27 protein-coding genes and 1 tRNA gene are annotated in these 26,815 nt (G+C 48.8%); 7 read left to right on the plus strand and 21 right to left on the minus strand.

The features are described from left to right. Positions 1 to 59: 59 nt before the first annotated feature. The 3 genes from H8L47_RS04060 to H8L47_RS04070 form a co-directional block, all read right to left on the minus strand. Positions 60 to 1,361 (minus strand): c-type cytochrome, encoded by a 1,302-nt coding sequence (locus tag H8L47_RS04060; protein WP_186951903.1) that lies wholly within the window; start codon positions 1,359 to 1,361, stop codon positions 60 to 62. 51 nt (positions 1,362 to 1,412) lie between these two features. Beyond that, on the minus strand, positions 1,413 to 2,132 hold the full coding sequence (locus tag H8L47_RS04065; protein ID WP_186951904.1) for a c-type cytochrome: 720 nt from the start codon (positions 2,130 to 2,132) through the stop codon (positions 1,413 to 1,415). Positions 2,133 to 2,276: 144 nt separating this feature from the next. Then, on the minus strand, positions 2,277 to 2,633 hold the full coding sequence (locus H8L47_RS04070; protein ID WP_186951905.1) for a hypothetical protein: 357 nt from the start codon (positions 2,631 to 2,633) through the stop codon (positions 2,277 to 2,279). Between the two features lie 569 nt (positions 2,634 to 3,202). On the opposite strand from H8L47_RS04070, the gene rpoD reads away from it, so the two are divergent. Beyond that, on the plus strand, positions 3,203 to 5,389 hold the full coding sequence (gene rpoD, locus H8L47_RS04075) for an RNA polymerase sigma factor RpoD (protein WP_408057685.1): 2,187 nt from the start codon (positions 3,203 to 3,205) through the stop codon (positions 5,387 to 5,389). A gap of 75 nt (positions 5,390 to 5,464) precedes the next feature. Here rpoD and H8L47_RS04080 read toward each other — a convergent pair whose 3' ends face one another. Both H8L47_RS04080 and pnuC read right to left on the minus strand, forming a co-directional pair. Next, positions 5,465 to 5,989 carry an AAA family ATPase gene (locus tag H8L47_RS04080; protein ID WP_186951906.1) on the minus strand — a complete coding sequence of 175 codons (525 nt, stop codon included), beginning with the start codon at positions 5,987 to 5,989 and terminating at the stop codon, positions 5,465 to 5,467. Further along, on the minus strand, positions 5,977 to 6,567 hold the full coding sequence (pnuC, locus tag H8L47_RS04085) for a nicotinamide riboside transporter PnuC (RefSeq protein WP_186951907.1): 591 nt from the start codon (positions 6,565 to 6,567) through the stop codon (positions 5,977 to 5,979). The genes H8L47_RS04080 and pnuC overlap by 13 nt, the downstream gene beginning before the upstream one ends. A 195-nt stretch (positions 6,568 to 6,762) precedes the next feature. Here pnuC and H8L47_RS04090 point away from each other — a divergent pair, with 195 nt between their 5' ends. Continuing rightward, positions 6,763 to 7,260 (plus strand): pilin, encoded by a 498-nt coding sequence (locus H8L47_RS04090; protein ID WP_186951908.1) that lies wholly within the window; start codon positions 6,763 to 6,765, stop codon positions 7,258 to 7,260. Between the two features lie 77 nt (positions 7,261 to 7,337). On the opposite strand, the gene H8L47_RS04095 is transcribed toward H8L47_RS04090, so the two are convergent. Beyond that, complete coding sequence (locus H8L47_RS04095; protein WP_186951909.1) at positions 7,338 to 9,638, minus strand: TonB-dependent receptor plug domain-containing protein; 2,301 nt, start codon at positions 9,636 to 9,638, stop codon at positions 7,338 to 7,340. A gap of 221 nt (positions 9,639 to 9,859) precedes the next feature. On the opposite strand from H8L47_RS04095, the gene H8L47_RS04100 reads away from it, so the two are divergent. Beyond that, on the plus strand, positions 9,860 to 10,072 hold the full coding sequence (locus H8L47_RS04100) for a hypothetical protein (protein ID WP_186951910.1): 213 nt from the start codon (positions 9,860 to 9,862) through the stop codon (positions 10,070 to 10,072). A gap of 55 nt (positions 10,073 to 10,127) precedes the next feature. Here H8L47_RS04100 and H8L47_RS04105 read toward each other — a convergent pair whose 3' ends face one another. The 5 genes from H8L47_RS04105 to H8L47_RS04125 form a co-directional block, all read right to left on the minus strand. Then, positions 10,128 to 10,883 carry a hypothetical protein gene (locus H8L47_RS04105; protein ID WP_186951911.1) on the minus strand — a complete coding sequence of 252 codons (756 nt, stop codon included), beginning with the start codon at positions 10,881 to 10,883 and terminating at the stop codon, positions 10,128 to 10,130. Positions 10,884 to 10,895: 12 nt separating this feature from the next. After that, a complete protein-coding gene (locus H8L47_RS04110; RefSeq protein WP_186951912.1) occupies positions 10,896 to 11,735 on the minus strand; it encodes a MipA/OmpV family protein in 840 nt (279 codons plus the stop codon). 139 nt (positions 11,736 to 11,874) lie between these two features. Next, positions 11,875 to 12,666, minus strand: coding sequence for a glycosyltransferase (locus tag H8L47_RS30195; protein ID WP_329605429.1), 792 nt, complete (start codon positions 12,664 to 12,666; stop codon positions 11,875 to 11,877). A 190-nt stretch (positions 12,667 to 12,856) separates the two neighbouring features. Beyond that, the gene (locus tag H8L47_RS04120; protein WP_186951913.1) at positions 12,857 to 14,182 is read right to left on the minus strand and encodes an ATP-binding protein; all 1,326 of its coding nucleotides are present in this window, start codon (positions 14,180 to 14,182) and stop codon (positions 12,857 to 12,859) included. Positions 14,183 to 14,185: 3 nt separating this feature from the next. Beyond that, entirely contained in the window at positions 14,186 to 14,872 is a 687-nt protein-coding gene (locus tag H8L47_RS04125) for a response regulator transcription factor (RefSeq protein ID WP_230413566.1), read from the minus strand. A gap of 284 nt (positions 14,873 to 15,156) precedes the next feature. On the opposite strand from H8L47_RS04125, the gene H8L47_RS04130 reads away from it, so the two are divergent. Together H8L47_RS04130 and H8L47_RS04135 are read left to right on the plus strand one after the other, a co-directional pair. Continuing rightward, entirely contained in the window at positions 15,157 to 15,882 is a 726-nt protein-coding gene (locus H8L47_RS04130) for a hypothetical protein (RefSeq protein ID WP_186951914.1), read from the plus strand. An 81-nt stretch (positions 15,883 to 15,963) separates the two neighbouring features. Next, entirely contained in the window at positions 15,964 to 16,629 is a 666-nt protein-coding gene (locus tag H8L47_RS04135; protein ID WP_186951915.1) for a GNAT family N-acetyltransferase, read from the plus strand. Between the two features lie 26 nt (positions 16,630 to 16,655). Here H8L47_RS04135 and H8L47_RS04140 read toward each other — a convergent pair whose 3' ends face one another. The 4 genes from H8L47_RS04140 to H8L47_RS04155 form a co-directional block, all read right to left on the minus strand. Then, positions 16,656 to 17,600 carry an exopolyphosphatase gene (locus H8L47_RS04140; RefSeq protein WP_186951916.1) on the minus strand — a complete coding sequence of 315 codons (945 nt, stop codon included), beginning with the start codon at positions 17,598 to 17,600 and terminating at the stop codon, positions 16,656 to 16,658. 172 nt (positions 17,601 to 17,772) lie between these two features. Further along, positions 17,773 to 18,237 (minus strand): DUF3060 domain-containing protein, encoded by a 465-nt coding sequence (locus tag H8L47_RS04145; protein ID WP_186951917.1) that lies wholly within the window; start codon positions 18,235 to 18,237, stop codon positions 17,773 to 17,775. Between the two features lie 368 nt (positions 18,238 to 18,605). Continuing rightward, positions 18,606 to 19,016, minus strand: coding sequence for a GFA family protein (locus tag H8L47_RS04150; protein WP_186951918.1), 411 nt, complete (start codon positions 19,014 to 19,016; stop codon positions 18,606 to 18,608). Positions 19,017 to 19,462: 446 nt separating this feature from the next. Next, a complete protein-coding gene (locus H8L47_RS04155) occupies positions 19,463 to 19,882 on the minus strand; it encodes a response regulator (RefSeq protein ID WP_186951919.1) in 420 nt (139 codons plus the stop codon). Positions 19,883 to 20,353: 471 nt separating this feature from the next. Between H8L47_RS04155 and H8L47_RS04160 the strand changes: the two genes are divergently transcribed. Both H8L47_RS04160 and H8L47_RS04165 read left to right on the plus strand, forming a co-directional pair. Further along, positions 20,354 to 20,560 (plus strand): hypothetical protein, encoded by a 207-nt coding sequence (locus tag H8L47_RS04160; RefSeq protein ID WP_186951920.1) that lies wholly within the window; start codon positions 20,354 to 20,356, stop codon positions 20,558 to 20,560. Positions 20,561 to 20,900: 340 nt separating this feature from the next. Then, positions 20,901 to 21,968, plus strand: coding sequence for a sensor histidine kinase (locus tag H8L47_RS04165; RefSeq protein WP_230413567.1), 1,068 nt, complete (start codon positions 20,901 to 20,903; stop codon positions 21,966 to 21,968). A gap of 339 nt (positions 21,969 to 22,307) precedes the next feature. On the opposite strand, the gene H8L47_RS04170 is transcribed toward H8L47_RS04165, so the two are convergent. From H8L47_RS04170 to H8L47_RS04195, 6 genes are all read right to left on the minus strand, one after another. Next, on the minus strand, positions 22,308 to 23,906 hold the full coding sequence (locus H8L47_RS04170; RefSeq protein WP_186951921.1) for a PAS domain-containing sensor histidine kinase: 1,599 nt from the start codon (positions 23,904 to 23,906) through the stop codon (positions 22,308 to 22,310). After that, the gene (locus H8L47_RS04175) at positions 23,881 to 24,090 is read right to left on the minus strand and encodes a hypothetical protein (RefSeq protein WP_186951922.1); all 210 of its coding nucleotides are present in this window, start codon (positions 24,088 to 24,090) and stop codon (positions 23,881 to 23,883) included. The genes H8L47_RS04170 and H8L47_RS04175 overlap by 26 nt, the downstream gene beginning before the upstream one ends. Positions 24,091 to 24,387: 297 nt before the next feature. Continuing rightward, positions 24,388 to 24,513 (minus strand): hypothetical protein, encoded by a 126-nt coding sequence (locus tag H8L47_RS30030; protein ID WP_268978032.1) that lies wholly within the window; start codon positions 24,511 to 24,513, stop codon positions 24,388 to 24,390. Between the two features lie 86 nt (positions 24,514 to 24,599). Further along, complete coding sequence (locus H8L47_RS04185) at positions 24,600 to 24,833, minus strand: hypothetical protein (protein WP_186951924.1); 234 nt, start codon at positions 24,831 to 24,833, stop codon at positions 24,600 to 24,602. Between the two features lie 543 nt (positions 24,834 to 25,376). Then, positions 25,377 to 25,468 (minus strand) — tRNA-Ser (locus tag H8L47_RS04190). A 93-nt stretch (positions 25,469 to 25,561) separates the two neighbouring features. Next, complete coding sequence (locus H8L47_RS04195) at positions 25,562 to 26,812, minus strand: aspartate kinase (RefSeq protein WP_186951925.1); 1,251 nt, start codon at positions 26,810 to 26,812, stop codon at positions 25,562 to 25,564. Between the last annotated feature and the right edge of the window lie 3 nt (positions 26,813 to 26,815).

Consider the following 26,815-nt stretch of genomic DNA (forward strand, 5'->3'; position numbering starts at 1 on the left):
TATTTCGCGTATCTCACGCTAGCGGCGAGTTGGATAGAACAAATCCAATACTTTGCGCCCTACTCCATGGCCGCAGACCGGTAACGATTCACTTCAGATGAAGTCAGCACGCCCGCTTTATTCCCCCAGGCGTTGCGCACATAGCTGAGTACCAGCGCAACTTCATTGTCTGTCAGCGTATGGGCGAATGGTGGCATGCCGTAGGGGCGAGGATTATCTCTGGTGACTGGCGGAAAACCACCAGACAAGACCATGCGTACAGGATTGGAAAGAGCATGACTGAGTACAGCTGGATTTGCCTGAAGTGCCGGATAAATATTTGCCACACCCTCACCCTGTGCCCCATGACAATCCAGGCAATGAGTCTTGTACAAAGCACCGCCTTGCTTCAAGACCGCATCCATACGTTCTGCACCCAGCTCAGTGCCAGCCATGGCCTTGTCCAGTATATCTTTTTCTGCCACTTGCACAGTCGGTATCGCCTGCAGATAAGCCGCCATGGATTTGATGTCCGTATTTGACAAATACTGGGTACTGCCTGCGACTACTTCGGCCATGGGTCCAGAAACTGCAGTGTGCTGATTGACACCGGACTTCAGCAAGACAATCAATTCTTCTGCAGGCCATTTAGCCAGATTCACTTCCTTGCTATTTGTCAGCGCTGGCGCATACCAGCTTGCCAACTCACCGCCAGATAAATCACTGACACCCGCATTGGCACCAAGGCCATTTCGGCTACCGTGACAAGCACTGCAATGGCCCAACCCATTAACCAGATAGGCACCACGATTCCACTCTGCAGACTTGCTCTGATCTACCTGATAGCTGGCAGGACGAAAGTAGGCAGCGCGCCAGAATGCCAGCAAAGCGCGCTTATTGTATGGAAAACGCAGTTCATGTGCCTGATTTGGTTTTTCCACCATGGGCAAGGACATCAGGTAGGCATACATGGCATCCGCATCATCACGCGACACCTGAGTGTAATTGGTGTAAGGAAAAGATGGATAAAGCAAACTGCCATCTTTGGATTTGCCATTGTGCAAGGCTTGCCAGAAATCCTCTGCCGTCCAGCTACCGATGCCAGTTTTCACATCAGGTGTGATATTCGGTGTTTTGAAGTTGCCAAAATCGGTTTGCAACAAGCGGCCACCAGCAAAAGCTGCCCCACCCCTTGCCGTGTGACAGCCCATGCAATTTCCAGCCTTGACCAGGTACTCGCCCTTACTGATCTTATCGGCTGCCGACAGTTTTTCGGAAGTGGCAACTACCCTTGTGTCATCCAACAGATAATAACCATAAGCTGCCACGGCAATGACCCCTGTCAACAAGAGCAGTAAAACAGACAATACAATTTTTTTCATAGACTTGTTACAGCTAAGTGATTCTTAAGAAGAGATGCGCTTGATTCCAGGCTATGGTGCCACGCCACCACATTTAAGCGGCAATTGCGCATACTCGTCAGCCTTCAATACTGGCGTAATGCTATCCGCGGGTATTTTCTGCATCGCCAGCCAACTCGACACAGCAGCAATATCCTGGGGATTAAGCTTGCTGGCAACCTGCTGCATGCAATCAGGCGCGTGGGCTTTGCGGCTACCCGTTTGCCATGCCCCCAGTTGGGCAATCAGGTAATCGCGTGGCAAGCCCAGTAAGCCAGGAATGTAGGGTGCCAGCCCGGTCATGCTCTTTCCATGGCAGGAAGCACAGGCAGGCAAGTTGCGCGCCTTGTCGCCCTGCAGAACCAGTAAGCGGCCCTGTTCCAGCATGCTCGAGCTCGCCTCTGTGGCCAGTGGTGCAGAATAAGGAGGATGTTGATCGGCAAAATAGCCTGCAATTTCTTTCAGATAGGCATCCGACATATGACCCACCAAATAGGCCATTGCGGGATAGGTACGCTTGCCATCTCTGAAATTCAGTAACTGGTTATACAAATAACCTGCTGGCTTGCCAGCAATGCGTGGATAGTAGCCGTCACTGCCAGCGCGGCCCTCAGCGCCGTGGCAGGCAGTGCATGCTTTCAACCTTTGCTCCAGGGTATCAGGGATTTTTTGCGCTGTTTGCGCGAACGCCGCCACTGGCAAAACCAATAGCAGGCCGAGCAGCTTGGCGTTCAAGCGAAAAATGAAGTGCATGATGTAAAAAACAAATATTGGCACAAAGACGCTAGCTTAACAGTTTGTCCAATTTTTTATCACTACGAGCAGCGAACTCTGATCCAGATCAAAGATAGATCAAAATTGGATCAAATATTGTCAACGAGTCCACCCCTTGAAGCTTCAAGCAAAACTGCCCAAAAACCATGCAAAGCCAGCATATCCGTGGCATCTGCCAGTGAGTGTGGGCAGGCCGCGGGCAGGCTCTAGAAATTTTCTGCAAAAGAAAGCAAAGTCTTGCTTGTCAAGAATGCCTAAGCCGAGGATAATTCTGCCCTTTCGTCTCTTTTGAGGCCCAGATTCAGCAAGATGACCTGGCCCGCTTTTACCAGCGGGCTTTTTTATCCGCGCCGCGCCTGCCGTTGATCTGCAAATGATGATCGCCAGCAGCTTTTCGCCCTTGCTTTTGCCAAACACCATTGACAAGCATTTGTTGTCGTATTCGAATTTGTTACATGAAAAATAGCTTAACTGACTCAAACACTGCTCCTACAACAAAAACAGGCTCTACGCTCACCTTAGGTAAGAAACCACCACTCCAACTGAACCGTCAGCCGCTCGGCGTCGCGCGTGCGGCTACGGTGCAAACTGTTCAGATGGTGGTTCCCGTTGTGGACACGACTGAAGACACGCCTACACTGGTAACGACGCCTGTGACTGTGATAACCAAACGTCGCTCCAGATTGCAATCAGCCACGGCTGACGGCATGACAGATGCAAGCGAGGATACCGCCGACGTGCCAGCAGCAGATACTGAGAGTGTTGACAGCACTAGCGTGCTATTCGCAACCGCGACATCTGAGGAAGGCGCCGAACCAGTGCCTGATGCTGTAGAAAATTACAACAAACCAGAAACAGCAACCAGCATTGCGGATGCCGAAGTGGCCAAGCCACGTGTCGTCGTCATACGCAAAAGCGGGCCCAAGCTCGCAAAGAAATTATTGCTGGCTGACCAGCCTGCTGCCGCCGCGCCGACTATCATCAAACGCGAAGCCCGCATAGGTTCTGGCAAACTGGCACCACCAGCACCGGTAGTTACACTGAAACCGCTGGCTGCAGCCACGCCCGGCACCCCCACCGGCTTCGCTGCATCGACTACACCAGTCAGCAGCCGTGCAACTACAGTTACAGCTGCCGTAGCGACTACCTTGAATGCCATCGTATCTGCCTCACCTGCGGCGGCTGCATCCAGCATCAAGGACATAGATACATCCGCCTATGTCTTGCCCGCCATGCGCGAGCCAGCCAAGCGTGGCCGCAAGTCTTCTGAGTTTCATTTTGAAAATGATGAAATCCAGGCTTTGAATGCGGCTGAATCGGCAGAGATGAAGCGTGCTGCACGTGTCAAGGCCAAGAAGCCAACACCCGGCAATGCAGCCAGCCAGGAAGCACAGCTGGAGCAATATCGCAAGCAATTGACGAAGCTGATCAATCTGGGCAAGGACCGCAGTTACCTGACCCACGCAGAAATCAATGATCACCTGCCTGATGATGTTGCTGACGCTGAAATGATACAAGGCGTGATCAGTACTCTCAATGACATGGGTATTGCCGTCTATGACGCTGCACCTGATGCCGCCATGATGCTGTTGACCGACAACGTCGCCAACAACGTCACAGAAGATGAAGCAGAAGCCGCTGCGGCTGCCGCACTGGCGACGGTAGACTCTGACTTTGGCCGCACCACAGACCCGGTACGCATGTATATGCGTGAAATGGGTGGCGTGGAACTGCTGACACGTACCGGCGAAATTGAAATCGCCAAACGTATAGAAGATGGCTTGAAAGATATGGTGCAAGCCATTTCCGCCTGCCCAGGTACCATACAAGAAATTCTGGTGATAGCCGACAAGATTTCCAAAGATGAAATACGTGTCGATGACATTATCGATGGCTTGCTGGACCTGGATGCGGCAGACGCTCCTGCGCTAGTACTGAGCGAAAATGATGACCTCGACGATCTGGATGACGACGATGATGCAGTAGCCGAAAATGCCAGCGGCATTAGTGACGAGCAATTGCAGCACATGAAAAATGTGGTCTTGCACAAATTTGCGATTGTCGCCATGCGTTTTGAACAAATGCAGGCTGCCCGCGCCACGGATGGTTATAAGTCTCCAGCTTACCAGCAGGCGCAGGTTGCCATCACGCGCGAGCTGCAAGGCATGCGTTTTAGCGTCAAGACGGCAGAGAAACTGTGTGACAGCCTGCGTAAACAAATGAAGACCATGCGTCAGACTGAAAAGCAGATGCTGGAATTGATGGTCAATAAATGCGGCATGCCACGAGCTTATTTTGTCGAGCACTTCCGTCAGAATGCGACCAACCCTGAATGGCTGAACAAGGAGATCAATGGCACCTCCAGCTACGCCGCCATCCTGGGCAGGAATATTCATGCTGCCCGCGAATTGCAACAAAAACTGATTGATCTGGAAATCAACGTCCGCTTGCCTTTGCATGATCTGCGCGAAATCAACAAGCAGATGGTAGCTGGTGAAAAACGTTCCAGCGAAGCCAAGGCAGCCATGACCGAGGCCAACTTGCGCCTTGTCATTTCCATCGCCAAGAAATATGTCAACCGTGGCCTGCAATTCCTGGATTTGATCCAGGAAGGCAATATTGGTTTGCTCAAGGCCGTGGACAAATTCGAATACCGTCGCGGTTATAAATTCTCCACTTATGCAACCTGGTGGATCAGGCAGGCAATTGCCCGTGCGATTGCCGACCAGGCACGTACGATACGCGTACCGGTGCACATGATAGAAACCATCAACAAGATGAACCGCGTACGCCGTCAGCTCTTGCAAACCACGGGCCTGGAACCTGAACCGGCAGCGATCGCCGAGAAGATGGGCCTGCCAGAAGTTAAAGTTCGTGAAATCCTGAAGATCGCAAAGGAACCAGTTTCCCTTGATGTACCTATCGGCGACGATGGTGATTCACAACTGGGTGATTTCATTGAAGACAGCATGACTTTGTCGCCAATGGCTGCAGCGATGCAGGCTTCGGTACAAGAAAAATTGAAGGAAGCCCTGGATTCTTTGAGCCCACGCGAAGCCAAGGTCTTGCGCATGCGCTTTGGCCTCGATACCAGCACAGAATTCACGCTGGAAGAAGTGGGCAAACAATTTGAAGTTACGCGCGAACGCATACGTCAGATTGAATCCAAGGCTATGAAAAAATTGCGCCACCCTGCCCGTGCAGACCATTTGAAGAGCCTGATGGAAAGCAACTAAGTCAGGCGTACAAGTCAGGCCGGGTGTCAAATAAGAAGCACTGCTTCCGCGAGGTTGCAGTGCTTTTTTAATGAATTAACTGAGCAAAAAAGACAGGGCAAACTGCACTTGCTCAAGCCGTGATTGCGTACTACCCTCGACCAGCAAGAAAGGTATCTCCCTTTCATCCAGCACATTCAATACCTCTTCATGCACGCGGTCGCGCACATAGGCAGACTCGCGCTGCAAGCCATCGGCCTGCCACGGGAAATCTGGTGCGGTAACCAGGCAAAAATCATATTGATGGGAGAGTTCCAGTTCGGCCAGCTCGGCATCTGGCTCACCAAAATAATGACGGCTATAGATAGCTGTCATGATGGGGCCAGTGTCACAAAACAGCCATTGCTTAGCCTGGCTCGATAGCTCTGCTTCGCGCTGCACCTGCGTCCTGGCAATCAGGATTTGCTCTTCCTGCCTTGGCACCCGCTGATGTTGCTCGACAAATTCACGCAGATACTCTGGCACCCACACAGTTTGATAATGTGCCGCTAAAGCCTCGGCCAATATGGATTTACCAGAAGACTCAGCTCCCAGTATGACGATACGATTTACTGAGGACATGTTTTACTCCAGGCGCGCAAGCCCATGATAGCCATGAGGATGAAAATAGCGTACAACAGGGCTGTCAACATCAAGCCCTTGTAAACATACAGGCCAACATACAGGACATCAACGATAATCCAGACATGCCAGTTTTCCAGTTTTTTGCGGCTAAGTAAAACCTGGCCCAGCAAACTGCCTGCCGTCAGGAAGCCATCTGCATACGGCACATCTGTATCGGTAAAAGTCTTTAGAAACCAGGCCAGCAAGACAAAAACCAGCAGGGTCGCCCCTACAGACGCTAGCCTGCTTTGTGCATTCAAGCGCGTGACCTTGAGGCGCTCATGTGCATCGTTACCACGCAACCAGTTCATCCAGCCCCAGATAGATACCAGGATGAAGACAAACTGCAAACCCATGTCCCCATATAACCTGGCGTCAAAAAAAACGCCCGCATACAAACCGGATGACAGGATAGAAAACAGCCAGGCCCAGTGTAACTGTCGTATATTCAAGGCGACCGTGATGACGGATAAAACAAAAGACATCAGCTCCAGCCAGGTGGTGCTAAAACCGAGTAAGGGGATAGGATCATTCATCGTGCATAAGATAATTGGCGTGCCCGCATTATCAACGATAGCACCCCTTGCTTCCTAACATATTGCGCGACATAGTGTAGTGCTAAACTGTCAAATGCTGTTTTAACCTACTCCGCTCTTGATATTTCGATTGTGACAAGCATGGCTTATCCGCTATATTGCTAGAAATCACACAATTTACAGAAAATCAGCTTCATGAAAAAACACTCAGGATTCACGCTATTGGAAATGATGGCCGTCGTAGTGATTATTGCAATTTTATCATCCATAGCCATTCCCACCTTTCTGCTCAAAATCATCCGGGAACAGTTGGAAACCGGGATACGCTTTGCAGATATTGCACAAAAACCAGTTGCGGCTGCCTGGCTGGCAGAGCAGAAATTCCCGGCTGACAACCTCGCAGCCGGCCTGCCAGTCGCCGATAAAATTGTCAGCAATCTCGTCAGCTCAGTATCTGTGCAAAATGGTGTGGTAAATATTACATTTGGGAATAGTGCAAATGGTGCGCTCAAGGGCAAGGTCATCAGTTTGCGTCCTGCTGTTGTTGAGGATGCTCCCATGGTACCTGTTGCCTGGATTTGCTCCAATGGGCCAGTACCCAACAAGATGACCGTCAAGGGCATAGACAGCACGACAGTGGCGGCAGCCAATCTGCCGTCTTACTGTCGTTCTAAAACCGATGGGAAAAAGTAAGCTGCTCTTGGCCCGTTTTAACTCTGAACATGCAATACAAGAAAGGGCACTGCAAGAATGAAGTGCCCTTCCTTATTTCAGAATTTATGTTCGAACATGACGCGTGCTGTCACTGTAGTTGGCGTGATATTGGTTTGAACTGAACCACTAGTGCCGGTATAGCTGCTGGCACTGATATTGTCCTGATGCAGAAGATTACCCAGCGATACCCGCAAATTGGTCTTGGGATCAAATTTCCACAAGGCGTAGACATCCAGCACGCGCTTGGGAACAGAATAAGAACTCTGTACTGCAGAAATATTGACAGGGCCACCACTCTGGAAACTGGCATTACCACCTACAGTTAGTGGTATTTTATCCATTTTGTAATCTATACCCAGATTGGCACTGATCGGCGTCTGTGAATCCAGGCGGTTATTCGGTCCAGGCACGCTACTCAGACTGGACCAGTTGAAAGAGAGATTCGCCCTGAAGTCAATTGCCGGCGCCCCTTCCATCATGGCGCGCAAAGGAAATTTGGCTTCCAATTCTATACCCCTGGTCGTTGCCTGACCATCATTGGCTGGCATGCTGACAAAAACTTCTTTAGTGCCATCCATTTCCTTCACCAGAATTGTGCGCGTGATATCTTCAATCTTGCGCAAGAACACACTTGCACTCAACATGCCGCCACCAGGCAGATAATGCTCGTAGGCCACATCCAGGCCCCAGGCCAACTCTGGCTTGAGATTAGGATTACCCTGAGTATCTGGGTTGCTGGCGCTATTGTCGTTTGAATAGAAACGACGCGGTATCAAACGGCTCGCATCAGGTGCTTTATAGGTGCGGGTAATACCTAAGCGGACTTGGTCATTTTTACTGTTTGGCAGCTTATACAAAGTCTGCAATATCGGACTCCACACACTGGACTTATTATGTATGCTATACGGAGTATTGTCGTAATTCAGACCAGAGGATTTGAAACTACCGCTGCTACGTGTATCAATACCCTCCCAGCGCAAACCACCATAGATAGACCATTGCTTGGTTACATTCCACTCATCCTGAGCAAACAATGCCAGACGAGTTACATCGGCATTAAAGTTTTCGTCAAGAGGTTTCGCTTTTAGGCCTTCCAGGGCATTGGCAGCGAAACTAACATTATCTTTTTGCGTGCGAGTCTCACTGCGTTTGCTGTACGCTCCATCCCAGCCAAAGACAAATGAGTGATCCTGAACAAATGGCGCACTGTATTTGCCACTCATGGTGAGACCTTTGTCAGTCGCACCGGAAATGCTCTGTCGATCCAGTATTTGGGCATTATTCTGGTTATAACCTGCAAATCCAACATCCGAATTACGCTTGTTATAATTCACACCCAATTTGAGATCCAGCTTGGCGCTGTCGGCCAGCTTGCGTATCCAGTTCAAATTGGTGCGCAACATGGAAAAGTCAGAGTGTATTTTTTGAAAATCACTCGCATAAATTGGCCTCAATCGATCCTTGAGATCGTCTGGCACTGCACCAAACTCAGGCGTCCTGACATTGCTGGAATAGCCATCAAAACGGCTAGCATTGACAAAACTTTGCGTTGTCAGCGTATCACCATTTTCAAAATTCCAATTTATCCTCGGTGAAAACCCCACGTTGCTGAAAGTACCCCAGCCCAGGTTATAAGTGTGGGTGTTGACCAGTGAATTACCATTGGCATCCATACGAACTTCATCAGAATACGAAGGCCGTTCATATTTCCCATGATTCAGATTACCGGAGATAGAGTAAGACATGCGACCAGCCTTATCAGATACCTGGTAATTAATATTCTCGCCAAACTTGCCACCATCTTCAAACATGCCAAGCTTGAGTTCTTTCTGCGCTGTTTGCACTGATTTTTTCAAAACAATATTGATGGTACCAGCGATCGATTGGGTGCTCAGTTCTGCAGTCGCTGCGCGTATGACTTCGATGCGCTCTATCAAGTCAGGGGAAAGCGAATCGAGTGAAAAGCCCGGCGGGCTAGGTTCGCCATTGAGCATGACCTGAGTATAGCCAGCGCCCAAGCCACGCATGCGGATATCACCACCACGACCCTGTACGCCACCAATAGTCACGCCAGGCAGGCGCTTGAGTACTTCACTGACCGTGGTATCACCATAGCGGACGATGTCCTCTTGGGTGACCACGATCTTGGTCGCGGTGTCCTGGCGACGCTCGTCATAGTTGCGTGTGCCTTGTACTTCCACTTTTTGCATCTTGGGTTCTGCTGCTTTTGCATCGGTTTTTTCAGCCAGTTCAGCTTTGGGTGGCGTTGCAGTTTGTGCAAAGGAAGATTGGCTGAAAGCCGCCATAATGGCCAGAGATAAAATAGTCGGGCGCAAAGAAAAGCTGTTTACTTGCATATAGATATTATTGTGGCAATAGATGTGGAGAATGAAGCTGAGACCATACCACATCAAGCCAAGTTCAATATCGCAACAATTCGTTACTTACTCCTGTACATCATTGCAACTGACTATGACCATATCATTCTTGAAACATTCATAAAAAGAATTACAATAAACTTGTCAACGCGAATACCATCTCGCGCATTTAGAGTTGTGTAGTACAACAGGAGTACATCATGCGTATCAACATCATCGCACTTGCGACAGTCGTGGCAGGCATGTTCAGTTTGTCTGGCTGCATAGTCGCACCAGCTCATGGGCATGGCTATGGACATAGGCACGGATATGGATCAGGGGTGTATGTCAGCCCACCACCCATCATTATCCACCGTGGTCACAGTGGTCACAGTGGTTCGCGCTGGGGCGGCAGGCATTGGCGTCGCTGGTAGGAAGCAGCAATATTGAATGGGACTGCAGCAATTACTTGCATATGATTGCTAGAACTCATTCAAACAGTGGGGCTATAGCAATAGGGGGAAGTTGCACCAGCACTTGACTTTTTTCTGTCACATCTGCAAAGCGCAGGCTTGCGGTTTTATAAGCCTTGTTGCTCTCATCAGGAAAAGCACTATTCTCTTGCAAAGCCAGCGCATGCATTTGCATGTCTGCTCCCCTGAATTTTATCCCCGACTGCAACAGATTTTTTGCATAAGAAAATCTGACCCCTACGCAGGATTTAGCATCTGCTTTGATGTCACCTACACTTTTCAAATACGTCAATGCCTGCTCACATGCCAGGCGCAAATCGGCAACTTCATACACACCGTCGGCCCTGGCCACTATCGATATCCTGCTTTGGAAATTGAGTTGTCCTGATGCCTGGTTCAAGACCAACTCTGCATTTTCATCATAAGCTGATTTCAGCAAAGGAAAACTGGCACGGCCAAGCGCATCCAAAGGCAGGTTAAGGCGCATGCTCTTGCTGACAAGATTTAATTGCAAATTGTCCGGCAAAGGGGTGGTTGCCTTATTGAAAACCTGAAAATGACTTTGAATGAGATGTTTTGACTTGCCGTACTTCTCAAACTGTATCATCAGGCGATACGCATTCCGGTAGCTTATCCATTCAGCATCCGCCTGGCTTTCAGATACCTGTGCCGCCGCTTGCTTCGTGCCAGGCGTTGCGCTATTGGTTTGCGCAAAGGCCTGCATGGAAACAAACTGCATCAGGACAAAAATGGAGGCGTACTTAATGATCATGCTTTTATAAAATTAAAATCGATATGCCAAACCGGAATACACCGTGACATAATTTCGCTTACCCAACCACAAGCTATCCTTGTCAATATCAAACTGGTGTGTTGCCGTCACATGCGAAGTAACTATCCAGGACGAACTCAAGTCCCAGTTCCAGTTCAAACCCAGATAAATATTTCTGACATTGGCATTCTTGTTGAATACGGGTTTAGTCGATTTCCAGGTAAATCCCTCACTACCTGAACCTGTCATAATATTTCCTGGCCCAGCAACTGATACATGGGAGCCATCAGCCAGGTTTGGGTCAAATCGCGAGTTGGCAGAATCGAAATAGCGCCTGCTCCACGTTACACCGGATGACAACACGAGCCCATGATGGGAAGCCAGTTTGTAATAACTCCGTCCTTCTATATTCAGGTAAGTGGTTTTTTTTCCTGCCCCTGTCCCGAGCAACAATTTGGTACCTACCCTCAGGTTAGCCAGTGGACGGAAGTTAAAAAAACCGCCAAGCTGAAAACTGCCATCCACATCGCCATAGCCTGCCAGTTTGCGTGCAGCTGATGCACTGCATCCCCGTTGATAAGAAAGCAGAGGGCCAACTTCATAGTCACTGGATGGACTCAAATGCATGCCAAGATTGGTATTACGTAAAAAAACACCATTGCTCCATTGCATTTGCACATTAGGCATGATCCGTGTAGTTTGCTCGCCGCCTACCTCACAACTTGGTTCAGAGAGCACACCGAGGCCGACATACATATCGGAACTACCGTCCGGCATGATGCTTGATGCCGGGGTCTGGGCACAGGCAAGACGGGCGACACAAAAAAGGGATGCGAAGAGAATAGATTTCATGCTGATCAATTGTAGTCGTGTATATACCCAGCCTATCGCCGATATCATCAAAAAAGCGAACCGGCGCCACAGGTACAAAGGCGTGAGAAATCCGCATCATAGACAGCTCTTTCTATTTTCGCAACGTCAATACTCATGCTCAAGGCTCTTTCGTATTTCCTGAAATCACATCTACATACAGGCGCACATAATTTTTCGCCATCATTTCGGCAGTGAATATCGTTTGGCAACGTTTTTGCGCAAAATTGCCCATCTGCGCTGCCAATCCCGGCTTATCCCATAAACGGTTCATGGCGGCACGCAAGGCAAATACGTCTTCTGGTGGCACCACAAGACCAGTCTCATCGGCAATATTGACATAAGTACTGCCTATCTCTATCTCGCTGGAGATCATGGGTTTTGCATACATCGCTGCTTCCAATAGCGAAATACCAAAAGCCTCTGAACGCAAATGCGATGGAAACACTACACCATAACAAAGACTAAGCAAGGCTACTTTATCCGCTTCTGGCAAAGCTCCCAGAAAATGGACATTCCCCATTTGCAAGTCACTTGCTTGTTGCTTCAGGGCGGCCGCTTCAGGTCCGTCGCCCACGATGACAACCGACATATCAGTATCTGCCACAGCTTCCAGCAAAATATGCAAACCTTTGTAATAACGCAACACACCCACAAACAAAAAGAATCGCCCGGTGAAACGCTCGCGCCATTTTGCCAGCAACTCGCTAGCTGGCTGAGGATAAATATCCTTGTCCAGACCATAGGTGACCGCTTCAGTTTTATCGGGAAATTGATTCAGGAGCGGGCTACCGGGCAAGTAATTGGGCGTAGTCACCACGATCCTTTCCACATCATTCAAAAACCAGTGGCGCAGCGGCTGATACACTTTGTCCAGAAATTTTTTCCGCACGATGTCTGAATGATAGGTCACGATTTTGGTTTCCTGATAACACAAAAATGCACAAGCAGCGACGAAGACAATACGAAGAGTACGACCAGGAGTTGCAAGGCTTTGGGACGGTTTTGCGTAAGTCCTAATGTACTAAGAATGATAGAGAGCGCGAGACAGCAAGTCTTCCCCAACTTGTCTGGCAAATGTCATCAATTTGTAAGTCTGGGACTTAGGGCGCTTGCAGCGGTAAGGAAATGATGAATCTGGCACCACCAAATTGCCCTTCTTGCACGACAATTTGCCCGCCATGTGCCGCAATTGCTTTTCTGGTAATCGCCAGGCCCAGGCCAAAACCCCCTGTGTTGCGATCGCGGCTACGGTCCAACCTGTAAAAAGCCTCAAAGATGCGCTCTCTCTCGGCTGCGGGTATCCCTGGGCCATCATCTTCCAGCACAATTTCCACCGTACTGTCTGTTCTTTTTGCGACCAGCCAGATACGGCCACTGGTGTACTTGGCAGCATTGCGCAAAAGATTGCTGACAGCCCGCATCAGCAAGCGCTGGTCTGCCCGCAAGCTGCCAAGATCGGTTGCCAAATCCATCACCAGTTGATGCTCGGCCAGCACATGCTGCAAGCCCGCCACGCAATTCTTAAGGCTGTCGCTCAATTCAATTTCACTGCAGTTGTGCTTGGCGTCATGATCCAGCTGATCCAGCTTACCCAAATCCAGCAATTCACTGACCAGCGCATTCAGTTCAGCGACATCCGCTTCCATGGCTTGCATGCGCGGTTCAAGTTGCGGATTTTTTGCTGCATTTCTCAATAGTTCCAAAGCAAACTCCAGCCTGGCGATGGGCGTGCGCAACTCATGCGATACCGAATGCAAAAGATTTTTTTGCGCCTCCAGCAAAGCTTCTATGCGCGTCGCCATCTGGTTCATGCGCTGCGCCAGTGGGTAGATGCTGTCGCGCTCACTGGTCTGTGCCCTGACTTTCAAATGACCGGCACCAAATTCATCGGCAACTTTTTCCAGGGCCTGCAAACCGCGCCAGTGCGTGCTGGACCAGATCGCAATCGGGATCAGCAGGCACAATGCAACGATGATGTAGCGCAGCGCTTCGGTTTTTAATACGGGGGCGACATTGATGGGTAATTCCTGGGCGTGGATGACTTCTTCATCACTGCCGATATATCGTTCGCCCTTCAAATCGACACGACGGTAAAAAGACTTGCCTGCGACATCTATGACGACTTCACCGCGCATGAGTTGCGCCTGTTTTGCTGCCACCACTTTGGCTTGCGCAGACTGCAGGGGTATCAGTTCCAGTCTCGCGTGGGTGATTTCTCTGATCTTGTTGAGGCGAGTCAGCCATTCATCAGGCCCGGCCTGATCGACATATTCCGTCAATAATAAAATTTGTCCTGATGCCTGTTGCTGCGCAACTTCATCCAGTGGGTCACCAAAAAACAGTGTGATGGAAGCGTAAATCGCCAGCGTGGCAACGCTAATGGACAGCATCACCAAGGCAAAAAAACGCAGGAACAGGCGATTCATTTGCTAGTCCCAGGCAGACGGGCTGAACAGATAGCCCTCTCCCCAGACTGTCTTGATTTTATCGGCATGAGAGTCATCAAATTTGCGCCGCAAGCGGGATATTTTATTGTCGATGCTGCGGTCTAACCCATCAAATTCTATGCCGCGCATCTGTATCAGAATATCATTGCGCGACAAGACCTTCCCTGCTGCATCAGCCAGTACCAGCAGCAATTTGTATTCTGCACTATTCAAAGCAACCGGTTCATCGCGCCAGAACACGGTGCGGTCACCACGGCACAGGCGAAAAGCGCCAAATATCAGATCAGCATTTTCATCAACAGGCTCGTCCTTGACGCGCCTCAGCAAAGCGCGCAAACGCGCCAGCAATATCCTGGGCTGGACAGGTTTGTTGACATAATCATCGGCACCTTGTTCGAGACCAGAGACTTCATCAAAGGCATCTTCACGTGCAGTCAAAATCAAAATCGGCACGGCGCTGATGGCCCGCAACTGGCGACAAACCACCATGCCATCCATGCCTGGCAACATCAGATCCAGCACCACAATATCTGGCGAAGTTTGCTGAAAATGGCTCAGTGCCACATCGCCACGGCTGACGATATCTATCGTAAATTCATATTCACTCAGGTATTCGGCGACCAGTGCTGCGAGTTTTGCATCATCTTCCACCAGCATTACACGAAACATACTTCCTCCTTTTTGCCCGCATTGTAGTCGAACAGGCCGCGATTTTACGCAAAAAGCCCGCTCTGCTTGCGTGACTTACAATTTTCAGACAATTTCCCGGCAAGCCAGCCTCATCTGTCACGATCTACAAATTTGAGACAAATACTCTACATTTTGAGAACGTTTTCCTTTTCTGACGGCGCTATTCTCTGTCCCTATCAAGCCCTTATTAACTGATGACATCTTAAACTTGCAAGATCGCTATCTTACTAGTTTAAGCCATGTCGCATCTTTAGGTTTTTCCCATGAATTTGCCCAGACATCTATTTTTTGCAACTTTTGCAACCATTGCTGCGACTGTGCTGAGTGCCTGCGGAGGCAGCAGTGATTATATTCCCCAGCCCTTGCCTGCGCAGGTCAACATAGACTTCAGCACAGAACCGGCGGGCTGGATTTTTGGCACATCTGACTTTACCAGCCAGACCAAGCCGACCGATATAGTCACGGAATACCGCAACCTGCCACTGCCATTTAGCGGCAAAGGTTTATACACTTATGGCACCAACCGCAGCGATGATTTATTTATCTATATCAAGAAAAAGTACGCGGGCTTCGCCCCCAATACCGAATATGCGTTGAGCTTTCAAACCACTGTAGTCAGCAATGTCGCTACTGGTTGCTATGGTGTGGGTGGTTCGCCTGGTGAAAGTGTCTGGCTATTCGGCGGAGTCTCCCCCACGGAACCATTGACGATACAAAAGGGAGATGACTTTATCATGAACATAGACCGGGGCAACCAGGCTGGGCCGGGCAAGTATGCCACGGTGCTAGGCACCATAGGCAATGCCAGCACAGATTGTGGCAAAGCGCCCTATATGGAGAAAAAACTCAGCAATCAAACTCCTTTGAAGGTCAGGACCGAGGCAGATGGCAGCCTGTGGCTCTTGTTTGGCTTGGATTCCGGATTTGAATCAAGCAGCCACATCTATTACAAAAGCATCACAGTGAATGCCGTACCTGTCGTCAAATAAGTGAATGCCGTGCCGTTTGCCTGTACGCCAGGCACGCGGCACAGTAAAATTCTCTATTGTGAAAACAATAGATGAACCACCATGTCAGCAGTTACACCTCCCACAGCAGATCAATCCGGCATTGCCGCCCAGATACAGACCAGCGCCCTGGAGGCAGGCATAGCTCAGCGCCTGGCACAACGGGACCAGGCAGTAGGGCCAGCATATCTTAAAGCAAAAAAAATTTTTGGCCACAAACTGTCCATGCGCAATGCCACTGTAGCAGATGCAAGTTACATCGTCGCCTTGCGTACTGATGAACAAAAATCCAGGTTTATTTCCAGTACCTCAGCCAACGTAAAGCCACAAGAACAGTGGCTGGAAAAATATGCCCGCGATGACAAGCAAATCTACTTCATCATCCAGAATATGGAGGGAGAGAACATAGGTACTGTGCGCCTGTATGACCAGCAAGCAGACTCATTTTGTTGGGGTTCATGGATAATACAAGCAGGCTCAGCCAGCAGCAGCTCGATAGAATCGGCTTTGATGGTTTACCACTATGCGCTGGCTTTGGGCTTCCAGCGCGCGCATTTTGATGTGAGAAAAGCCAATGAATCCGTCTGGAAATTCCATGAACGCTTTGGCGCAAAAAAAACCGGCGAAACAGCAGAAGACTTGCACTACAGCATCGCAGCAAGCGATATCATCAGTTCCTTGAACAGGTATGCAAAATTCCTGCCCAAGGGAATACAAATCCAGTTCTGAATCAGCCGCGCAGGCGCTTCAGCTTATCAGCCATCCTTGTTGATACGGCTGATCAGAGTCGCCAGAACCTGTTCAGCCTGGTCATTGGCAACCTGGCAAGTACCCGCATTTTCATGACCACCGCCGCCAAACTCCAGCATCATTGGGCCAATATTGGTTTTCGAACTACGGTTCAAAATCGACTTGCCAGTGGCAAACACGGTATTCTGATTTTTCAAACCCCAAAGCACGTGGATGGAAATATTGGTCTCGGGGAATAGTGCATAGATCAGGAAGCGGTTACCGGCAAAAATGGTTTCCTCTTTGCGCAGATCAAGCACCACCAGGTTTTTATGCACGGTCGCACAGCGAAGTATCTGCTCCTTGCACTTATCTTCATGCTCAAAGTACAGGTCCACCCTTTCCTTCACATCGGGGTTTTGCATTATTTCTGTGATGCTCTGCGTCTTGCACAGGTCTATCAATTCCATCATCAGATTGTAATTTGATATCCTGAAATCGCGGAAACGCCCCAGGCCGGTACGCGCATCCATCAGGAAGTTCAGCAAATCCCAGTCTTGCGGATGCAAGACTTCCTGGCGATTGAATTGCGCAGAATCACCCTTATCGACCGCTGCCATCATGCTGTCCCAGGACGCCGGGAAAACTTTCAGTCCACCATAATAGTCATACACCACCCGCGCGGCTGACGGTGCGTCTGGCATGATGACATGGTTTTTTCTGGTCCCACCATCAGCATTACGCAAGGTTTCTGACAAGTGATGGTCAAACGCCATATGTAGGCCATCTACATAGGGCAAATTAGTGCTGATATCATTTTCAGTGACAACAATCTTGCCATCCTGCATATCTTTTGGATGCACAAAGAGTATGTCATCAATCAAATTCAGGTGCTTGAGCAAGACTGCACAAACCAGCCCGTCAAAGTCACTACGTGTAATCAAACGGAATTTCTTGGCATTATCAGACATGAATACTCCCCCAGTTTAGTGGTTTATTCCTGATACAACAAAACTCGCTTCGTAAAGGCTGGCACCTTTTGTTTAATGTAATCACTTTCCCTGCGCTTGTCCATAAAGTAAGTGAATATGGAACAAGTCGTACCAATCACAAAGGGGCGCGCCCCTTTGTTGCACCTGAAAACTAGCGCCTGCTGACCGTGTTATCATTGCCAGAAGTCTGCACTTGCGGCTCTTGGCCATTCAGCGCCTGCGCCCATTTGACCTGATTATCATTACCTACCACTTGCACCTTTCCGAGTTGTGCCACTGTGATCTGGTTATCGTTACCATTCACCTTCACTTGCGGGCAAGTTCCACTCAGGTTAATCTGATTGCCATTGCCCTGTATGTACACAGGCTGGCCATTGCACTGCGTGCTTTTGCTCATGTCGTTACCATTCATCCGCAGGCCGTCTGCAGACGCAGCCTGCTTGCCGCTTACAGCGCCCACGCTGACACCTGGGGCTTTGACGTTGACATTCGTATTGGCCCCAGTATTCTGGTTCGTGTTCACGCTAATACCTGGCATGTTGATCGATACATCACCTGCATAGGCGCTTGCGCTTGCAAACATCACGACTGCCAATAAATGCTTTTGAATCTTCATTATTCTGCCTTTATTCATTTTAAGAAATTGATCAACCAATTTATATATCTCATGAAGATGTGTCTCAAAACAACTTCATCAAAGCAAATGTGATGCATTGCTCGACAGTATTTGAGAAAACAATTGGGTTCCACCCATGAAGCAACAGTTGCTGAGCTTACAAGGGTGGGACAAGGCAGAATGCTATCATAGTGCCGATAGCGACCCTGAAAATGGAAAATGCCGGCTTGCGCAAAGCAGAGAATCTGAGTGCTGTGCGTCCTGCGTTCTGAGCATGCTGCCTGGTAGCCCAGTTGCTAAGCGACCAAGAACTTGACAAACCTCTTGCTGCGATGTCACTCGGGTAAGTGTCCTCTGGCTGCGTTCAACTATTGATTGCGGCTTGGTTCATGGCCATCATATCGCGGTAAATTTGCATCCAGATCATCCCAGCTTGCTCTGGATGAGACAAAGTTATGAGAAATTGGCCTTTCAATTATCGCAGAGTCCAGAATACCCAACCTTAAGCGCAATTTTTCAGGAGCATGTTCATTGCTGCTAAAAATGGGGGAAGCACATACTTTGCAAAAATGTCGCTTTTTACCCGGCGCTGTTTCGTAATGATGAATAGATTCCTGCCCGGTTTTTATCAGCATATCGCTGGTGCTGACAAAACCATTGGTCGCATATGCGGTTCCGCTACTTTTCCTGCACTTTGAACAGTGACAATGAATAATAGCGTCTATCGCGCCGTGTACTTCCAATGTCACTGCGCCACAAAGACAACTACCTTGGTACATAGATCTCCTTAACGCTAAGTTGATTGCGGTGGACCACATAGCCCGTCCAATTGTGGGCTATGGGTACAAAAAAAAATTTTGGTGTCGTGCTTAAAATTTGAGCGCAATTTCCGCATTTAAATGCCTGCAACGACTTTGCAATTTGCTTTTCGTCTAAGGTGGGCCTCGAATCGCGCTTCAGTTTTTTAAGTCGGACAGACTGCTAGAAGGATAAATAGTATCAAAGAACACCGTACCTAGTTACACACACCAACATTTATTCCCACAGTTGACATCAGTTTTTTACATTCAAGGCGGCACGGATAGAAGGAACCCCTCAAGTATTTCGTTTCCTGCAAACTCGAACAACATTGAATTTACTTCATCATACGCTTGTCAGAGTTATATCCTTCTTACTGTCCCCTGCATATTCAAACAACACAATAAAAACGCTTTTCCATTTTCGGTTAGGCTGAGAATCCGTCTAATAGCTGTTGTATCTGGCTCAGCTCATAAGGCTTGGGTAACATATGGCAAGGAAAATTGACGTAAGAATGAATATGAGCACCATGACCTGATGAAATGATGATGTGCATGTCTGGTGCCTCGAGTATCGCTTGTTTCCCAAGAGCGATGCCGGACATGTTAGGTAAATTGATATCTGTTAGCAGCACTTGGTATCGTTGCTGCTGAAGCAACTCCAAGGCCTGCGCCCCACTCGCTGCTGCGGTGGGGATGTGCCCTATCATCGCCAGCATGTCGCAAAGCATTTCCAACAAATCCTGATTATCTTCAACAACCAGAATGCGCAAGCCAGTACACCTTTTATCTGCAGCGTCATTGGCGATGGCAGTGTGGAGTGCAGTAGCGGGAAACGGATTTAGCATAATTACCTATCTGGACAAAAAATTGTCCTCACCAGTAGAGCATGGCAAGATCACAAGTGGGACAAGACCAAGCTGAATTAGTATTCGCCCCATTCGCCCCGCCTGACTAAGTCCCGTGCTGAACGAACATGATAGATTAAGAAAAATAATCGACCAAATCTGTACGGTAGGTCACATGCGGTGTTACCAGTGGAGATATTCCATGCTGGAAGCATAGATTGCTCGGCACAAAATATGGAGACAATTTCAACTTAAACAAGGCCAGGTCAACCTGAAATTCCTGGTAAATTGAATATCAGTGCGTGGTAAGATTTTTCCTACAAATCAAGTCGCTGTTATCCTGCATTCTACATCTGGAAATGTCACTATCATGGCAGGGCTATCGCGGCGTAGCTCTGACAAGTCATCTGTACTTCCTGCGCCGTTGTGGTCGAGAAAGTAAACAATCAGACTATTTTCAGAGGAGTCATCATGAGTGATTTTTTCAGTTTTCATTTTTCAACAAGAAATATAAACCTTGCTGCACGCCACGAACAGAGGATTACTCCAAGCATTACGGCAACGGATATGAGTCGTACACAGGAACCCAAAAATTTGACCCCCGCAAAGCAAAACATCCATTTGAAAAAAATGGAAGAGCGCAGTCGGCATTTGCGAACCATGTATTTCTCGAGTTAAATTGAACAGCTTGCGCGATGACCTCACTCCGCCCAGCATTTGAGACTCGGAAGATTCTGTACCTGCCTGCTCCAGTCGAGATGAATGTGCTCTAGCGCACAGATTTGTTCAGTATCAGACTCCACTATCATGGCATGCGTCTGGCTTTATTGACGTAACTCCCCATATCGGCATATCGCCGTAGACCTTCAATTGACAGGCATGGGATACACACGAGGCCTACCATGATGCACGATTTTTGATCGCCCATCGCGCAGAGCTTGAGCGTAGATGCCGCGAAAAAGTTTTAGCTCGATCAGGCAGATCGCCGAACAAGCAACAGCTGGAGCAAGGCATTCCCATGTTCCTGAATCAACTGATACGCACGCTAGAGGCTGAACACCGGGGAACCACAGGTGAAGCACTGGCCATATCAGGTTCATCACTAGGCGAAGCTGATCAACAACCAGAACTTGGCGTAACTGCTGCAATTCATGGGGCTGATCTCTTGGCACTGGGTTACTCGATCAATGAAGTAGTTCATCATTACGGCGATCTTTGTCAGGCCGTATCAGATCTGTCGATCGATCTCAACGAAAAATTTGAACTCCATGAGTTCCGCACACTTAATCGTTGCCTTGACAACGGTATCGCCGACGCTGTGACAGGCTTTAGTGAACACCGAGACTTGGTGATTGCCGATGAACAGGCCTTGGAGGCGAACGAACGTTTAGGATTTTTTGCACATGAGCTTCGCAATTACTTGCACACCGCAATGCTGGCAATAGCGGCGATCAAGTCTGGCAATGTTGGTCTGAATGGTTCCACAGGAGGTGTGCTGGATCGCAGCATGGTGGGACTACGCGGCCTGATTGACCGTTCTCTCGCTGAAGTTCGAATAGGGCCTGGCATGATACTGCGCCGTGCAGTTTTCAATCTTGCAAATTTTATTGGAGAAGTGCAATATTCCTTTTCACTTGAAGCTGAACTGCTCAAGTGTAACTTTCACGTTGAACAAACTCCGGCCATACTAATGGTTGATGCCGACAAGGACCTGTTGTTCTCTGCGCTTGGCAATCTTCTACAAAATGCATTCAAATTTAGTGGCAAAGGAGGCGTGGTCACGCTTAGCGTTGGAACCAAAGATGACCGCATACGTATCAATGTCAAAGACAGTGGACCTGGAATGAGCATGGAAGATACGCAGGGAATTTTCCTACCTTTCACACAGAGCGGCACCAACAAAAGCGGCCTGGGACTTGGGCTATCCATCGCACGACGCAGTGTCGAAGCGAACGACGGATTACTGACTGTGGAAAGCCAGCCCGGACAAGGCTGTGTGTTCACGATTGATCTGCCTCGTCGATCAGTTACACAAGAAGACGTGCCGAATGCTGCGACAGTCAAGGGACGATGCGAAGACAGATGAAAAGTGCCAGAGAGTCAGCAACGATACCTGTCAGTTTTCGCAGATTTTCAATAATGAAATCTGGCGCAAATCACAGCTACCTCAGATTTACAGGACTTACGCAAAATTGTCCCAGCGAGGCTATCGTTTGAGGAAACCTCTCTTGCAAGAGAGGTTCGTTACGTTAGTCGGTAACATGTTGCCTGAAACCCCAACTACACCGTAGCGACGGAGACTGTACTTTAATACGCGGCTACCAGAAGATGATCTGCAACGTAGCTGGTGCGGTTTTGTGCAAGTCCTAGTAAATTATCCTGCAGTCTGTCGCTGAGTCAATACAATTTTCAGGCCACTGAGTTTCTACAAGGGATGTGAAGTTCTATGCAATTTGTTATTAGCCATTACAGACCTGATTTTAAGCGCTAGCGCTTCACGGCTATATGGCTTGCTCAACAATTCCACACCTGTATCAAGCCGGCCGACATGCAAGACTGCATTTTGCGTATAGCCCGAGGTAAACAATACCGCCAGGTCAGGCAGACGCTCGCGTGCCTTGAGCGCCAGCTCCGGGCTTCTCAATGGTCCGGGCATGACTACATCAGTAAACAACAAATCAATTTTGACACCAGTTTCAATAACAGACAGTGCACTCTCTGCGTCCGCAGCATGCAATACTGTATATCCCAATGCAGTCAGTATCTCAATTGCGGTGGCACGAACCAGCTCATCATCTTCCGCAACCAGAACAGTTTCAGTCCCACCAACAACTTCTTCCTGCAACTGTACCTCCAGCTGGCCTTCCTGTCCTGTCGAACGGGGAAAATAAAGTTTAATGGTGGTGCCGCAATCTAATTCACTATGTATATTGACATGCCCGCCTGACTGCTTGACAAAGCCGTACACCGTAGACAAACCTAAGCCTGTTGCCTTGCCTTCTGGTTTAGTCGAGAAAAAAGGATCAAATGCCTTGGATACGACTTCTGACGGCATACCTGAACCCACGTCGGAGACTGACAGCATCACATATTCACCAGCGTTGACTTCAACATGCGTGCTTGCGTAATTTTCGTCCAGAACGGCATTGTTAATTTCTATGGTGAGTTTGCCAACTGACCCCATGGCATCTCGTGCATTGACAGCCAGATTCAGCAAGGCATTTTCGACTTGAGCAACATCGACAAAGGTATTCCACAAGTCATCAGACAGAATAGTTTTGACTTCGATAGTCTCCCCCAGGCTGCGTTGCAGTATATCTTCCATATCAACCACAAAGTGACCAATGTTAGTGACTTTGGAATTGAGTGCCTGGCGCCGTCCAAAAGACAGTAAATTACTGGCCAGTTTGGCACCGCGCCTGACGCCCGCCAATGCATTGGTAACCCGCCGCTCTGCATGCGTATTTCCTGCGATTTCGGCAGAAAGTAGTTGAAGGTTGCCTGAAATGATCTGTAACAGGTTATTGAAATCATGAGCTATACCACCAGTCAATTTACCTATTGTTTCTATCGTCTGCGCCTGCTGCAATGCTTGCTCGTTTTTTTTCAGTGCGACATCAGCTTCATGTTTTTTGGTAACGTCCCTGGTAATCTTTGCATAACCAAGGAATTCATTGAATGCATTGTAAATAGGATCAATCACGACATGAGCCCGGAACTGACTTCCGTCCTTCCTGACGCGCCAGCCTTCCTGCTCAAAACGACCTTCGGTTCTGGCAATCAATAGAGCAAGCTGCGGCAGCTCGCTATGCTGATCCTCTTGAGTATAAAAGCGCGAAAAATGTGTACCGATAACCTCATCTTGTCGATATCCCTTGATACGTTGCGCACCCGCATTCCAGTTATTGACATAACCTTCTTCGTCCAGCATGCATATCGCATAGTCAGTGATCGCGTCTACCAGCAACTGAAAGCGCTGGAGGTCCATCCATTTTTTATCATCCGGCAGATTTTGGCTGGTCATTGGCTATTTCCACAGAAAAAATTTTGTTAGCTATTGCATCAATCAAATCTGCAGCCAATGAAAAAACCATGACTTCTACCAATGCATGCCCAATCAAGCTACCAAGAACATGTGCCCCCTGGCAGCCTCGGGGTACCAAGATCGTTTTTTGAATGCACAATGAATTCAATATGATGATTTTCATTTTTCATTCCAAGCACACCAGCTCTTAAAACACCTTGATCCGAAATCTACGACCATCGAAGGTATAAAAGTGAAACTATCCATTTTTACGTTCTATACAGTTTCAATCTGTCCACAACAAGCGAACCTTTGCCTGCGCTTTATCGATCATCGCCGTTGTCGATATTGTTGACAATATCGACAACTATTGCCCGAACACCATGAGATTGCATGTCACCATCGTCATGTCCAACTTTTTCCAGCTCATCTCCAACTCTGATCGTTTGCGGATTTGGCTCTTCGGCTTGTGCTGGCTGTTTTAGGTCACCTTCAGCGAGAGAGCCCTCAGAGGTATCACATCGATCAGGCCCAGTGCTGTCCTTGCAATCGCTATTTTTCGGTTGCAAAGTCGTCGCGCCAGCATCAGGTGTAGTGGCAGTGTCATTGATGTCTCTCTCAAGAATTAACGTTAGAACACATGTCCTGCAACGGACACCTCACGCAAATCTACCCGTTATTGACTGGCGATAATTAACGCTTGCTAGAGCTGGAACCAGAGCATGATTTAAGCTCTGAGCGAGAAGCAGTCTTGGAACTACTGCGGCCTGGGTCGCCAGCGAATTTGCTGCTACCGAAACTATTGCCATCTTTTTTGTGGCTTTGTCGCCCGGCTTTCACGTGTTGTTCGTGCGTACCGCCCTGAGTATCTGCAGATTCGTTAGAATTAGTGGAACCTGATTTATTTCTGGCAGAATTAATAGACATGAGACACTCCAAAAATTCATGCAAAATCTTACGGTCACATTTCACTGGCTATTCATAACCAATGACGACATCATAGTCACTGCGCAGGTAAGCGGTAGTCAGCAAAATCGAATTCACTCTGTAGGAGCTCAGGCTGTTTTCAACAGTCCCAAAGCCCACACCCCAGTAAGCGTCCTATGATTCGCCTTTGAATTTCTTCAATCCGTCAATATGCGTTCTCATCCTTGGATACGAGGTACGTATGTCAATGCGAGAAACTTTGAATTGGATATCTGGAAGTTCAGATGCTACCGCACTTCCCATGCAAACCAATTTAGTCTCTGTTGCACTTCTTACTTGAGCTCGTGCAACAAAATAAGACCCACAACATCGGCTTTGTTTTTGTTTTTGGAAATTCAACTTTAATTACAAGTCTGTGCAAAGTCAGATGCAACCTTACAAGTTGTTTTGCGAGGAATTACAGGAGTTTCCAATGCATGAGCCCGTCCACGCGGGGACGCAAAGAAAAAGCCCCTGGTTACCCAGGGGCTTTTTCAGTATTGCTGGCGGAGATGGTGAGATTCGAACTCACGATTCAGGTTACCCCAAATGCTTCCTTAGCAGGGAAGTGCCTTCGGCCACTCGGCCACATCTCCACACTATTGCAACCGCCAAAAGCTCAGCTGCAATTGAGACCGTGATAATAGCTGCTTGTAAGACTTTGGTCAACAGTCAGGCCAGAAAAATTTTTAAGCGTTTTCCAGACCAAATGCTTTATGCAGGGAACGAACTGCCAGTTCCATGTATTTTTCATCAATCAGGACCGAGATCTTGATTTCTGACGTGGAGATCATCTGGATGTTGATTCCCTCCTCCGACAAGGTGCGGAACATCTGGGATGCGATACCAACGTGGCTGCGCATGCCTACACCAACGACGGATACCTTGGAGACCTTGGAGTCACCAACGATGCTGCCAGCGCCGATATGCGCCTTGACGCTGGTTTCCAGCACGTCCATGGCCTTGGCATATTCACCACGTGGCACGGTGAAGGTAAAGTCAGTCTTGCCTTCGACGGACTGGTTCTGGATGATCATATCGACTTCGATATTGGCATCAGCAACCGGGCCCAGGATTTGATAGGCAATGCCTGGCCTGTCTGGCACACCCAGAACTGTGATTTTTGCTTCATCACGGTTAAACGCGATGCCGGTGATGGTAGCTTGTTCCATGTGTGTATCTTCCTCAAACGAAATCAGGGTGCCGGAATTCGCTTCTTCTTCCAGCGGTATTAATGGGTCGGTCAGTGATGACAAAACGCGGGTAGGCATGCGGTAGTTACCGGCAAATTCAACGGAGCGGATTTGCAGTACTTTGGAACCCAGCGAAGCCATTTCCAGCATTTCTTCAAAGGTAACGGTGTTCAGGCGGCGTGCATCAGACACGACACGCGGATCGGTCGTGTAGACACCGTCAACGTCAGTATAAATCAGGCATTCTTGCGCCTTGAGTGCTGCAGCAACAGCAACGGCAGAAGTATCAGAGCCACCACGACCCAGGGTCGTGATATTACCCAGTTCATCAACACCCTGGAAACCGGTAATGATGACGATCTTGCCTGCATCAAGGTCAGCCTTGACCTTGGCTTCATCAATCGAGGCTATTCTGGCCTTGGTGTGGGCAGAATCAGTCTTGATGGCAACTTGCCAGCCAGCATAAGACACTGCCTGCTTGCCTATGGCTTGCAGGGCAATAGCCAGCAAACCGACAGAGACTTGTTCGCCGGTGGAGGCAATCATGTCGAGTTCACGGGGATCAGGCTGGGCAGAAATTTCTTTTGCCAGGCCAATGATACGATTTGTTTCACCAGACATTGCTGAAGGCACCACGACTATCTGGTGACCGGCATCATGCCATTTGGCGACGCGCTTGGCGACGTTCTTGATGCGTTCTGTCGAACCCATCGAAGTACCGCCGTATTTGTGGACGATTAAAGCCATAGA

It is taken from the genome of Undibacterium umbellatum (assembly GCF_014284125.1).
Lineage (GTDB): Bacteria > Pseudomonadota > Gammaproteobacteria > Burkholderiales > Burkholderiaceae_D > Undibacterium > Undibacterium umbellatum.